The organism is Aquirufa sp. 5-AUSEE-100C1, from assembly GCF_054558655.1.
Genome location: NZ_JBPXKO010000001.1, coordinates 39213 through 52681, shown reverse-complemented (window position 1 = coordinate 52681; position 13469 = coordinate 39213). Strand labels below are relative to the sequence as shown.

Sequence of the window (13469 nt, the reverse complement as noted above, 5' to 3'; positions counted from 1 at the left end):
GCTATTCCGATTTGGGTCCTAAAGCATTCCGACGCTCCCCGCGTTCCATTAAACCACTGGCGCGCAACACCGACAAATCGCCATAACGATTCCGCAACAAATCCATCGCCCCATACAAAGGCACTAAACGCGCCCCATCATCAAACAGACTCAATTGCTCCTGCCCCTGCAATAATTTAGAAAAGCGCACCCCGATTAAGCGAATCAATAAACGACGGTCGTACAATTTCTCGAACAACTCATGCACCGCCGGAATCAAACGGTGATCACTCGCCGAAGCCGGAATACTGATTTGTCGGGTATGTGTATCGAAATTCGAATAACGTAACTTGACCGTGATGCAAGAGGTGCATTGCCCCATTTTTCGTAGGTCATAGGCTAATTGCTCGGTTAAGGAGCCCAGAATACGTCGGAGCAGCGTCACATCCGTCGTGTCTTGCTCAAAGGTAATCTCCTTGGAAAGTGATTTTTGCTCGGAATAAGGAACCACAGGTCGCGAATCGATGCCGTTCGCACGCTCCCACAACATGACCCCAGACTTCCCAAAGGTGCGCTCTAAAACCTTCAGTGGCATTTGACTCAGGGTACCCACATGCACGATGCCCATGTTGCGCAGAGTTTGGGCGGTGACGGCTCCGATCATGGGAATCTTCCCAACGGGCATCGGGGCCAAAAAGGCACGCTCTTCGCCCGGCATGACCTGAAACTGTCCGGCGGGTTTGACGTGATTCGTCGCTACTTTAGAAACCGTTTTATTGACGGATAGGCCAAAGGAAATCTGCAAACCCGTTTCCGTCTGAATCCGTTTCCGCAGATCGGTCGCAAACTGGTACGAACCAAAAAAGCGCTCCATCCCCGTCATATCCAAATAAAACTCATCAATCGACGCCTTCTCTACTACCGGGGCACGATCCATAATCATCCGCGTCACCCAATCCGAATGCTGCGCATAAGCCTCAAAATCCCCGCGCAACACAATCGCATCCGGACACAACTTCAGCGCCATGCGCATCGGCATCGCCGACCGAACCCCAAAGGCTCGCGTCTCATAACTGCAAGCTGCTACTACCCCACGGTCCGACAAGCCACCCACAATGACCGGCTTACCCACGAGACGAGAATCCCGGAGTCGCTCAACCGAGACAAAGAACGAGTCTAAGTCCATGTGCACAATGGCGCGATCTTGCATAAATTTGGTAGCTATTTGTGAATTTCGAATACCTTTCGTAACTTCGATGAGTATACGATAATATTTTGGATACGAATTTTATTCATTTTAATTAAATAAGCAAATCGCATGAGCACTTTTTTTAGTCAGAATTTACGTTTTTTACGCAGCAAGATGCCCGAGAAAACATCCCAAGAAAAACTGGCTGAATTAATCAACATCAAGAAACCCACCTTAGGCTCCTACGAGTCTGGACGAGCCGAACCTAAATATGCGGATTTGATCCAAATCGCGGACTTTTTCAAGGTTGAGGTCGACGAATTGCTCAAAGAAGATTTATCCAAAAGATTACCCGGCATGGGCAATAAACCCAAGCTACGTATTTTAGCTACGACGGTTGATTCGAACAACGAGGAGAACATTGAGATGGTACCTGTCAAGGCTTTGGCAGGATACACCGCCTCCTACGATGACATCGAGTTTATTCAAGAATTACCTACATTCCAGGTACCCTTCTTACCTAGCGATAAAAAATACCGCGTATTCCCCATCAAAGGCGACTCAATGTTACCCTTGCAACCTGGCTCCCTGGTCTTCGCAGAATACGTAGAAGATTGGACATCCATCAAAGACGGCACCATTTGCATCGTCGTGACACGCGAAGACGGCGTAGTCCTTAAGCAGGTCATTAACCACTTGGCAGAACGTAAGGTCTTAATCCTCAACTCGACCAACAAGACCTACGACCCCTACCCGATCCTCGGCGCTGAAATCCAAGAAATCTGGAAGTTTGCGGGGTATTTTCACAATGAGTTTCCGAATGCGGAATAAAGTCGCTAGTCACTAGTCACCAGTCACTAGTCGCTTGTCACTAGTGAGAAGGCGAAAAAAGTCCCGGGCAATAAGACAAACTAAAATCTTTCCACATGGACTTCGACCCCCTTACCTTTTAATTCTTAGTTCTTAATTCTTACCTCTAACCCATGTATTCAAAAATAGCTTCCGCCCTCGGCATCCAAGAAAATCAAGTTCGAAAAACCATCGAATTACTCGATGAAGGCGGAACGATCCCTTTTATCTCACGTTATCGCAAGGAAGCGACTGGCAGTCTCGACGAAGTTCAAGTGGGCCAGATACGCGATCTACGCGATCAATATGTGGAACTGGAGAAACGAAGAGAGGCCATCTTGAAGTCCCTCAAAGAATTAGAAAAACTCACTCCCGAACTCGAAAAAGCCGTTCGTAGTGCCGAAACGCTCACCAAACTGGAGGACATCTACTTGCCCTACAAACCCAAGCGCAAAACCCGCGCCATGGCTGCTAGAGAAAAAGGATTACAGGCTTTAGCTGATAAACTTTTCGAACAACGCATGTTGGATCCCGAAGTGCTCGCCGCAGAATTCCTCGAAGATCCCGAAGAAGCCCTAGCCGGCGCACGTGATATCCTTGCCGAAGAAATGATGGAGACAGCGGAAGCGCGTGAAGAGACCCGACAGCTCTTTGCCCGAAAAACCGTCGTCAAATCCACCGTTGCCAAAGGCAAACAAGAAGCCGGAATCAAATACAAAGACTATTTTGATTGGTCGGAGTCATTAGCCCAAGCACCCTCCCATCGTATCCTCGCACTATTTAGAGGTGAAAACGAAGGAATCTTAAACCTAAACCTTGCTGGACCCGATCAAGACGTACTCGATAAACTCGACCGACGCTTCATCAAGGGAACTAATGCCTGCGCAAGACAAGTCGAGCTAGCCATCCAAGATGGCTACAAGCGCCTCTTGATGCCTGCCATGGAAAATGAAATGCGCGCCGAGGCGAAAAAACGGGCGGATGAGGAAGCGATTCGCGTCTTTGCGGAGAATGTGCGTCAATTACTCTTGGCGGCACCCCTCGGACAAAAGCGCGTATTAGCACTAGACCCGGGTTTTCGAACAGGATGTAAATTAGTTTGTTTGGACCAACAAGGCACATTGCTCGACAATACGGCGGTTTATCCCCATACAGGACCGGGACAAGCCCAAGAGGCCGCCCATACGATTACTGCCTGGGTGAAAAAATACCAAGTACAAGCAATTGCCATCGGAAACGGAACGGCCGGCCGGGAAACAGAAGCCTTCGTCCGAAACCTCAAACTCGAAGGAATCACCATCATCATGGTCAACGAGAGTGGAGCATCGATATATTCAGCCTCCGAAGCTGCTCGTGAAGAATTCCCGGATAAAGATATTACGGTACGTGGAGCGGTGTCGATAGGGCGCCGACTCATGGATCCCTTAGCCGAATTAGTTAAAATTGACCCGAAATCGATTGGGGTTGGACAATACCAACATGATGTCGATCAAAAGAAATTACAGGCATCCTTGGATGATACGGTTATTTCTTGCGTAAACTCGGTTGGGGTGGAGCTCAACACAGCCTCGAAACAAATTCTCGCCTATGTATCCGGCCTAGGTCCACAATTGGCTCAGAATATTATTGATTACCGGACGAAGAATGGGCCTTTCATTAAACGCTCCGACTTGAAAAAAGTCGCGCGTTTGGGCGAAAAGGCCTATGAACAAGCTGCCGCATTTTTGCGCATTCGAAACGCAAAAAACCCCTTGGATGCAAGTGCCGTTCATCCAGAGCGCTATGAAATCGTAGAACAAATGGCCAAAGACCTGAATTGTAAAGTGGGAGATTTACTCGCCAATGAATCCTTGCGCAAGCAAATACCCTTACAAAAATATGTTTCGAAAGACGTGGGAATGCCAACGTTAACCGATATCCTATCCGAATTAGCTAAACCGGGTCGTGACCCGCGTGAACAATTCGAGGCATTTGAATTTACGGAGGGCGTCAATGAAATAAAGGACCTACGCGTCGGGATGAAATTACCGGGTATCGTTACCAATATCACGAATTTCGGTGCCTTCGTGGATATCGGCGTGCATCAGGATGGTTTGGTCCACGTGAGCCAATTGGCCGATAAATTCGTCAAAGACCCCAATGAAATCGTCAAGGTCGCCCAGAAAGTCATGGTCACCGTCACCGAGGTAGATGAGGCACGCAAACGAATAGCTCTGAGCATGAAGAAATAAAAAAAGGCCATCCTTAATTGTTGGATGGCCTTTTTCAATTACTTTTTACAGCAATTGGGGAGCTTATCGTAGCTTTTCTTAATGGCTTTGACCTCATCGGCGTCATAGCCCGTTTCCGCTATAACTTGCTTAATCTTCGCCACATCTATCTTTTCTGGATTATAAACAACCGTGATATTGGATTGATCCTCGAGATTCAAATCCGACTTTTCGATTCCTTTCGTTAAAGCGAGATTCTTCTCGATGCGTTCTTTACACATTTCACAAATCGCAGAGGTCTTGATCTTAACGGTCTGCGTAGGTCCTGCCAATAACCCGAAAGGCAGGAGTAGAAATAATAATATATGTTTCATCCGATTATTTTTAACCCTAGGCTTCAGCCTAGGGAAGTTAAACTATTTCTTAACAACTTTTAAATCCATGGTACAAGCAGGACACTTACCCTTTTTCGAATAGGTCTTTGTTCCTTCGCATTTCATAGGACATTGATAAACTTCTTTTTTCTCTTCTTGTTTCGCCTTCTTCGTTGTAGGAGTCTGTGCAAATGTTCCAAACATTGCCAAAACCATTCCGGTCATTAATAGGTACTTTTTCATAGACTTATTATTTAGTTGATTTTATATCTTAAACCCGTGTAAACCATTCGCCCGGCCACTGGGCCCCAAACCATGGTTGCATCAAACTCCTTCACAAACGGATCCGAAGCATTCATAATAGGATTGGGTTGTGTAAAATTAAAAAGATTTTCCACGCCTAAATACATTTCCCATTTTTTAAATTGGCGTGTAACCTGTCCATAGACCATCGAGAAAGCAGGCGCTGTCGCCACAGGCGCGTCACCTGAGTGGACATAAGCATTGGGAATCCGTCGAGGTCCACTCCACTGCCAAGTCAAATCAAACTTCCAAATATCGTACTTGGTGGCATAAGCTAAATTAACCAATACCCGATCCTTATTCAAAAAGGGTTTGGAAAGGCGGCGTAAACCACCATTACTACCGAGGTAATCAGCCGCTACATCCTGGTAACGGTAAGCCACTTTCCACTCCAAACGCGGTAAAGGACTATAATTCACCTCTACTTGCGCACTCTTGGAAAAAGAGACACCCGGGCTGCTATACATGCGAATCGAATGCGCGATCTCCATGTCCACCATCCATTGATGCGTAAAATCCGTTTGGAAATAATCAAAAACGATATTCCCTTTTCGAGTCCCCAGCGTAAAATCATGTGTCAGACTCATTCCATAATTCCAAGCTTCCTCTAAAGGATTAAGATTTCCGACCAATTGGATATATCGACTATTCGCCAAAAATCCCATATTCTCCGCCAAGGGATTCACCCGACGCCAACCTTTTCCCAAAGAGGCGCGAGCCATCCAATTAGTTGCAACATCCCATTTGGCATGAAATCGAGGTACCCATTTGGTGCCTAATTGATTATGAAAATCGATTCGATTTCCAATGACAACCGTCAACTTATTGGGTACTGTCCAGGTATATTCACCAAAGAAACCAGGAACTATTTCCGTCCGAGCATAGCTCGAATCAATGTATCGCTCCTGGTAGGAATCATACAAAAAACTAGTTCCTGCCTTCCAAGTATGATTCGTATTATCAATCATCGACTGATAAATCAAATTACCAAACATACTCTGCTCACGACCCATGTAGTTCTTGAATGAAAAATAGGCATCGTTTTGATGTTGGCTTGTCGATAAAATCAAGCCCACCCCTTTCCAAGGCTTTGTCGGAAATAACCTTGCTATCTTGGCAAATGCTTCAAACCGTCCCGTATTACTGCCAAATCCATAGGTCAAATAACGATTCGAACTCTTCTCCGAAAAACCCAATTGACCAGCCAAACGATCTTCTTGCAGATAGCTAACCCCTGCCTGCATCATCCAATGTTCCGAGGCGTATTTCCAACGGTTCATGACATTTACCAATTGAAACAAAGGTAAATCCATGAAACCATCCTTATTTCCATCGAGGCGATAGGCTTGTTGGGAATAATGTGTCAATAATGCCGTGGAAAGCTTGGCATTGAATTTATGTGCCGCATGTTGATTAAGCTCAAATCGCCCTTGCGAATTCCCATAGGCATTTAAGAAATAAACCTCCGATGTATCGGGTTTGGCCAGCTCCATGTTGATGGCTCCGGTCATCGACTCATATCCATTGGCGACGGAGCTCTGCCCTTTGGCTAAATCGATGGATCGAATCCAGGTACCAGGAATGTAATTGAGACCGTAAGTTGATTTTAGACCTCGAATGGAAGGAACATTCTCGACTTGAGTTTGTACATAAGTACCCGAGAGACCCAAAAGCGATATTTGTTTTGCCCCAGTCACGGCATCGCTAAAGTTGACCGATACACTCGCATTCGTCTCAAAACTCTCTGAAAGATTACAGCAAGCGGCCTTAGCCAAGGTTTTCATCGTGAGGATCTCCCTACTTTGAATCGATTGCACATCGTGGCCGCCTGGACTCGCCAAAACCTTTACCTCATTCAATTCAGAGGTATTTGCCTTCAAATGTACGTGCACAAACTGCGGCTTAGTAACCCATATGGAATCAGAATCAAATCCGACGGAACGAACGAAAAGCCAACCGGGGAATTGCTGAACTTTCAGGGAGAATAAGCCATTCGTCCCAACTACTGTTCCTTTTTTTTCGGGTTGGTAATAAACCGTAGCGCCCGGTAAATCCTCCATTTTCCCTTGGGAATCCAGGCTCATGACCCGACCGGTAATTTCCTGCGACAATGCGGGAAAGCTCAATAAACAAAGCAAACAAATATATTTAGTAAACATGATTTCGAACATTTAGATGAATGAAAAGTCAAATGCTTTTCAATCCTAAATCCGATAAATCTGTAAAAAGGCCCTTCGAACGCTGGGTAAAAGTATTTTTTGATCTAGTGAACCTAAAGGATTATCAACCTTAAATGAATGAATAAGATGACGAAAAGAAACCGTTGTGTTTTTTACCCACAAGTCCGAAATAAGAGCTTGCTTTTCAAGGACAAAAGAGGCTTGAAGTTTTACCTGAAAATGTTTGTAATGACAACAAGAAGCTCGGGAAAAAGTGGTTTTATGATCCGGATTTTGTGATGTTTTTTTCCCACAGCAATTTGCCTTGTATTGCCAAGACGTTTTCTGAATACCGGTAAAAAGGCAAGTTGATTGACTCCATGCAAAACCTACGTTGGCAACCAAGAGCCAGGCAGCCAATAAAAGACAAAATCCTTTATTTAGGTTATTTCGCATGTGAAAACTTGAAAAAATCAATAAACAAAACGAATAAATCCGGTTTTTTGTTCGAATTAAATGTAAAAATAGCTAATTTGGCCCAACCAAACTGTGTTCAAGTCATTAAATTCGTATCGATTATTCTTTTATTTAGTATCCTTCAAGGCGCATTTGCTCAAGGAACCACTACCCCCCAATACCGATACCTGATTTTATTTAAAGACAAAGCATCCACGAACTTTTCGGTCAACAATCCCCAAGCATTCCTAAGCCAAAGAGCAATTACTCGTCGGCAAAAAATGCAAATTAAAGTCACAGAGCAAGATTTACCCGTTAATTCGTCGTATTTATCGCAAATCTCTAACCAAGGGGTACAGATTCTTTATCCCCTTAAATGGGTCAATGGAGCTGTCATAAAGACGGATCCCATCAAGCTAAAAAAGGTTTTAAGCCTACCAGCGGTTAAGGGTTATTACAAAAACATGGCACTCGATTCTACGAGTGGCATTCAAGGAAATTCATTGAATCGAAGCCTGGCCGAGGAATCCATATCCGATTATGGTGCTTCATTTGCGCAGTTAACTCAGATTGGGGCAGATATTATGCATCAAAATGGCTTCAAAGGAGAAAATGTCCTCATTACGCTACTCGATGATGGTTATTTAGATGCCAATACGAGTCCGGTTTTAAGTCCTATTTTTCAAGAAAAACGCATCAATGCCACACTGATTACGGACCCAACCATAAAAAATGTGTTTAAGGGAGGCTCCCATGGCACCGAGGTATTAAGTACAATGGCTGGACAAGCCCCAGGTAAGCTTTTTGGAACGGCCTACTTGGCAAATTTTGCTTTAGCACAAACGGAAGAAAGTCAGCATGAATTATTGATTGAAGAAGTGAATTGGCTGCGTGGGGCTGAATGGGCAGATAGCCTGGGAACGGATATCATTAGCTCTTCGTTGGGTTACACTACTTTTGATAATCCTAAATACAACCATGCATATAAAGACATGGATGGAAAAACAGCCATCAGTACCCAAGCGGCAGTTTGGGCCAGTCAAAGGGGGATTATCTGTACTGTTTCTGCCGGAAATGAAGGATCCTCTTCATGGAAATACATTTCATCACCCGCCGATGCTGATTCTATTATCAGCGTCGCAGCAGTTGACCGAACAGGTATTCGGGCATCCTTTAGTTCCTTGGGACCAAGTTTTGACAACCGGATTAAACCCGATATCGCAGCGATGGGACTCGGGACAATTACCGGAAGATCAGATGGGACAATTAGTGCCGTTAGTGGAACTTCTTTTTCAGCGCCATTAATTGCGGGGATCGCAGCTGGACTCGTGCAAGCGCATCCGACAAAAAGTGCCTGGGAAATTATGCGCGCTTTACGAATGTCTGGTACCCTCGCGATGAATCCCAATACCAATTTAGGCTATGGAATTCCTCATTTCGATCGAGCGAGCAAGATTATTAACCCAATTTTAGCCATCGAACCCCAGGTCAATCATTCGACACGTATTTACCCAAATCCAATTACCATTGGCCAAAGCTTGCGCATTGAACATCAGAAAAAAACACCTGTCAACTTGGAAATAATTTCCCCGCAAGGTGCTGTTGTACAAACACTTAGCAATCTGCCTGAACAATCAGAAATTTCACTCCCTCCTTTCGTTTCTGGGAAATATTATTTTAGATTTACATCAGAAACGGGAATCGAAACTTTGCCCGTGATGCTAAACCTATCAAAATGAAAACGAGATTTCTTTCATTAGACATCCTGCGAGGAATTACGTTGGCTTGTATGATTTTAGTTAATACTTCCGGCAATGGAGATTTCACATACAGCTTACTTCAACATGCCAATTGGCATGGATTTACACCCACTGATTTAGTCTTTCCTACTTTTTTATTCATGGTGGGGGTTGCCATGCGATTCTCATTCAAATCCTTTAATTACAATCTGACACCTCGTGTCAGAACGAAAATTATCCGAAGAACTATTCTGCTCTTTCTGATCAATTATTTGATATTTTATTTCCCTTTCACAGAATTCAGCCTCGAAAAGCTTCGAATCCTAAATGTCCTACCGAGAATTGCCCTATCCTACTGTGCCGTTTCGTTTATTACCTTAAGCGTCCCTGCCAATTGGTTAACACGCATCAATATCCTGATTTTACTAGCCTATTGGGCAATTATGTACATTTTTGGCGACTCCGGAATACCCTATGAATTAAGTTCGAATGCCGTCTTGAAATTGGATCTATTTTTATTGGGTCCTAATCATCTATATCATGGAAATGGGATCCCATTTGACCCAGAGGGACTTCTCAGCACACTGCCAGCCATCTCGACCTGTTTATTGGGTTATCAGGCCAGCATGTTTTTAGAAAAACAACGTGCGATTAATAAATCGCCCTTAACTAATTTGTTGATCTACGGCATACTATTAATTACGCTAGCATTACTTTGGGACAAGGCTTTTCCCATCAACAAGAAATTATGGACTAGCTCTTTTGTCCTCTTATGTGCCGGAATTGACTTTATTTTAATCGGTTTGTTGAGTTGGTGGATAGAAACCAAAGAAAATAGCTTTGCCAATAAATTCTTTTTGGTTTTTGGAACCAATTCCATATTGGCATATGCCATTTCAGAGGTTCTTGCCATTCAAATGGGCAATATTTCCATCACGGAGGGAAACGGTCAAATTGGCCTGAATGATTGGATTTATTGGCACATTTTCGAACCTGTATTTGGTAAATTCAACGGTTCACTCGCATTCGCCATCAGCTTTGTGCTAATATGCTGGAGCTTTTGCTACGTCTTCTACCGCAAAAAATGGTTCTTAAAAGTTTAAGCAAATAACATTGCTGCCCCGAAAACACCTGCACTATCCCCTAATTTGGGTTTAACAATCGGCGTGAACACCTCACCCGAATTAAAGATGTATTTACGAATACGGTTATATCCCTCAGAATAAAGCAAATCGATATTCCCTAAGCCTCCTCCAATCACAATCACGTCGGGATCAATCACGTTGATTAACGTAGAAACCGCGCGACCGAAATTTTCCAACATCCTTTCTACGGTAGCAATCGCCACCTCATCCGATTTCTCCTTGTATAAGCGCATAATCTCTGGCATCCTCTTGGATTGACCACTTTTTGAATGGTAAAAATGCTCCAAAGCGGGGCCTGAGAGAACATGTTCTACGCAGCCCGACTTACCACAATAGCAATCCAAACCATCCTCCTCCAATATATTATGTCCCCACTCGCCGCCGATCCCATGTAAACCTTGAACAACTTTTCCATGGGCAACTAAACCTCCGCCAACACCTGTTCCCATGATGATTCCAAAAACCATTTCGGCCTTGGGATTAATGTCTTGAACGGCGCCCAACAAAGTTTCGGCCAATGCAAAACAATTCGCATCGTTGGCTAATTTCACTTCACATCCAAGAATTTGAGCTAAATCAACGGCCATTGGTTTGCCATTCATGGAGACCGTATTGCAATTTTTCATGGTTTGTGTGCGCGGATTCAAAACTCCAGGCGTCGCAAAACCAATTCGACTGGGACGAATTCCCAAGTTATCCGAAACGCGATCCACTAAAATTTTAACCTGACTTAAAATATGGTCATAGCCCTTTTGAGCTTCAGTATCTATTCGTTCACGAATGAGCACTTTCAAAGGGTCTTGGGCATCTAAAACTGCACATTCAATCTTGGTTCCGCCCAAGTCGATTCCCCATAAATTAGCGTCGGTTGTCTTCATTATCGAATATACTTAAATAACTTAAATACCGACTCGTTGCGATCTCTCCTTCATCAACCGCCTTTCGGACAGCACAAGATGGCTCTGAAAGATGTAAACAATTATTGAATTTACATTCTCCTAAAAGCGCACGCATCTCGGGAAAATAGTGCGCCAACTCCGCTTTCTCCACTTCATAAACGCCCATCTCATTAATACCCGGGCTATCAATCAAATAAGTGCCCGGATTCATCTCCCACATGGTTGCATAGGTCGTGGTATGAACGCCTTTTTGGGCAAAATCAGATATTTCCTTCGTCTTAATCTGTAAACCCGGCGCGACCAAATTCATCAAACTCGATTTTCCTACCCCAGAATGACCCGTCAATAGCGAAACTTTTTGTTGGAAAATAGCACGAAACTCCTCCACTCCCTCATTTTTCGGAATTGAGGTGAACAAAATTCCATATCCTAACTCCTGGTATAAGGCGGCATATTCGAATACCTTATCTTGCTCTTCCTCGCTTAACAAATCCATTTTATTAAACACGATTTGAACAGGAATCCGAAAGGCCTCGGCGGTAACCAAAAAACGATCCAAAAAACCCAGGGAGGTTTTAGGGGATTTCAAGGTCATGACAAATATGGCTTGATCAACGTTCGCAGCCATTAATTGGCCTTGCGCTGTTTTATGGACCGACTTCCGAATCAGGTAATTCGTCCGAGGTAAAATATCTTCGATAACAACAGTCTGATTTGCCTCATCCTCCATGGCATACATGACATGGTCGCCTACGGCGATAGGATTGGACGTTTTAGGACCTTTCAATTTGAACTTTCCCTTCAGTCGGCCAGCATACACCTTGCCTGATTCTGAACGAATTTCATACCAGGAACCCGTTGAACGCATAATGAGTCCTTTACTTAATTCCATGATGATGTTCTTTTAGGTAACTCATAATTCGCTCCGTTGCTCCAGCTTGTAGTGCAACAAAGGTACGTGCTTGAACCTGTTTATTGACAAACTCCTCATCGGAATCATAAATTTCTCGCATCTTTTTTGCCAAAGAATCCGTATCCGAAATTGGATAGGCCAGACCAAACTCTACTAAATCCCGGGCTTCCTTAAACTTGCTATAGTTTTTGTTTCCAAAAAAAACGGTTGGCCCATACACACTCGCCTCCAAGGTATTGTGTAATCCTGCCCCAAAAGCACCTCCAATGTAGGCAAAAGTAGCCCCTCGATAAATCTGAGAAAGGTATCCGATTTGATCCACTATCAACACTTGAGCATCCTCAACGGTTTCTTTGGTCGAGAATTGAACGGGTAGTACAATCTGTGAAGCCCACCGACTCAACTCATCGGGATGTATTTCATGCGGCACAATCACCCATTTAAACGGAAAAGCCTTCGAATTGATCAAGGGAATCAATACATCCATATCGGCCTGCCAAGCAGACCCAATCACCATAAATTCTTGTTGATTGATAAATTGATTCAAAACATCCCAGGGTTTCGGTTGGCGTAAATGCTGAACCACTCGATCAAAACGCGTATCTCCACCGATTTGAACATGCCTTATTTCGATGGACTCCAATAAATTTTTGGATGCCTCTTCTTGAACAAAAATTTGGGTAAAGCACGTGAGAATATCCCGAAAAAACCCGCCATACCAAGCGAAAAAAGCCTGATTTGGGCGAAAAATGGCAGAAATCAACAGGATTGGAATGTTACGATTATGAAGCCCATTCAAGTAAAAATACCAGAATTCATACTTGACAAAAATCGCCACTTTAGGTTTTACTAAATCTAAAAAACGAGCACTGGATTTAAATCCATCCAAGGGCAAATAACTCACGAAATCTATATCCTTTGCATTTTTACGAATCTCATATCCTGAGGGAGAGAAAAAAGTAACCAATGTAAAATGATTGGGGTATTGCTCCCGAAATGCCTCGATCACAGGCTTACCCTGTTCAAATTCACCTAAGGACGCCGTATGAAACCAAGCCACCGGCCGATCATTCGTAGCCAATGCCCTTTCCAATCCATCCCAAACATGAATTTGCCCTTCGTTCCACAAATTCGCCTTCAACTGAAATAGCGAAACCACGCGAACGAGTTGGCGATATAAAAACAAGGCAAAAGAATACAACCAAACTCTCAAGTTTTTACTAAATTTGATGTTGAATCAATAAAATTACTAAA

12 protein-coding genes are annotated in these 13469 nt (G+C 43.9%); 4 read left to right on the top strand and 8 right to left on the bottom strand.

From position 1 onward, the window contains the following. Position 1: 1 nt before the first annotated feature. Complete coding sequence (gene dinB, locus ACMH5P_RS00245; protein ID WP_459492293.1) at positions 2–1189, bottom strand: DNA polymerase IV; 1188 nt, start codon at positions 1187–1189, stop codon at positions 2–4. Positions 1190–1297: 108 nt separating this feature from the next. On the opposite strand from dinB, the gene ACMH5P_RS00240 reads away from it, so the two are divergent. Both ACMH5P_RS00240 and ACMH5P_RS00235 read left to right on the top strand, forming a co-directional pair. Then, positions 1298–1999: an XRE family transcriptional regulator gene (locus ACMH5P_RS00240; protein ID WP_459492291.1), complete on the top strand. Its 702-nt coding sequence runs from the start codon at positions 1298–1300 to the stop codon at positions 1997–1999. Positions 2000–2151: 152 nt separating this feature from the next. After that, entirely contained in the window at positions 2152–4248 is a 2097-nt protein-coding gene (locus tag ACMH5P_RS00235) for a Tex family protein (protein ID WP_459492290.1), read from the top strand. Positions 4249–4286: 38 nt separating this feature from the next. On the opposite strand, the gene ACMH5P_RS00230 is transcribed toward ACMH5P_RS00235, so the two are convergent. The 4 genes from ACMH5P_RS00230 to ACMH5P_RS00215 are packed head-to-tail and all read right to left on the bottom strand — an operon-like array spanning position 4287 to position 7519. Further along, positions 4287–4601, bottom strand: coding sequence for a heavy-metal-associated domain-containing protein (locus tag ACMH5P_RS00230; RefSeq protein ID WP_459492289.1), 315 nt, complete (start codon positions 4599–4601; stop codon positions 4287–4289). A 42-nt stretch (positions 4602–4643) separates the two neighbouring features. Continuing rightward, positions 4644–4844, bottom strand: a complete 201-nt coding sequence (locus tag ACMH5P_RS00225) for a heavy metal-binding domain-containing protein (protein ID WP_459492288.1) — start codon at positions 4842–4844, stop codon at positions 4644–4646. Between the two features lie 11 nt (positions 4845–4855). Beyond that, on the bottom strand, positions 4856–7063 hold the full coding sequence (locus ACMH5P_RS00220) for a TonB-dependent receptor (protein WP_459492286.1): 2208 nt from the start codon (positions 7061–7063) through the stop codon (positions 4856–4858). A gap of 45 nt (positions 7064–7108) precedes the next feature. Continuing rightward, on the bottom strand, positions 7109–7519 hold the full coding sequence (locus tag ACMH5P_RS00215) for an HYC_CC_PP family protein (protein ID WP_459492285.1): 411 nt from the start codon (positions 7517–7519) through the stop codon (positions 7109–7111). A gap of 8 nt (positions 7520–7527) precedes the next feature. Between ACMH5P_RS00215 and ACMH5P_RS00210 the strand changes: the two genes are divergently transcribed. Together ACMH5P_RS00210 and ACMH5P_RS00205 are read left to right on the top strand one after the other, a co-directional pair. Continuing rightward, a complete protein-coding gene (locus ACMH5P_RS00210) occupies positions 7528–9258 on the top strand; it encodes a S8 family serine peptidase (RefSeq protein WP_459492284.1) in 1731 nt (576 codons plus the stop codon). Continuing rightward, the gene (locus tag ACMH5P_RS00205) at positions 9255–10361 is read left to right on the top strand and encodes an acyltransferase family protein (protein WP_459492283.1); all 1107 of its coding nucleotides are present in this window, start codon (positions 9255–9257) and stop codon (positions 10359–10361) included. Before ACMH5P_RS00210 ends, ACMH5P_RS00205 begins: the two co-directional genes overlap by 4 nt. On the opposite strand, the gene ACMH5P_RS00200 is transcribed toward ACMH5P_RS00205, so the two are convergent. From ACMH5P_RS00200 to ACMH5P_RS00190, 3 genes are read right to left on the bottom strand one after another with little or no spacing between them, the layout of a single operon-like run. Then, positions 10358–11281 carry an ROK family protein gene (locus ACMH5P_RS00200; protein WP_459492282.1) on the bottom strand — a complete coding sequence of 308 codons (924 nt, stop codon included), beginning with the start codon at positions 11279–11281 and terminating at the stop codon, positions 10358–10360. The genes ACMH5P_RS00205 and ACMH5P_RS00200 overlap by 4 nt on opposite strands. Next, positions 11262–12194, bottom strand: a complete 933-nt coding sequence (gene rsgA / locus ACMH5P_RS00195) for a ribosome small subunit-dependent GTPase A (RefSeq protein ID WP_459492281.1) — start codon at positions 12192–12194, stop codon at positions 11262–11264. Before rsgA ends, ACMH5P_RS00200 begins: the two co-directional genes overlap by 20 nt. Then, positions 12181–13428, bottom strand: coding sequence for a 3-deoxy-D-manno-octulosonic acid transferase (locus ACMH5P_RS00190; protein ID WP_459492280.1), 1248 nt, complete (start codon positions 13426–13428; stop codon positions 12181–12183). The genes rsgA and ACMH5P_RS00190 overlap by 14 nt, the downstream gene beginning before the upstream one ends. Between the last annotated feature and the right edge of the window lie 41 nt (positions 13429–13469).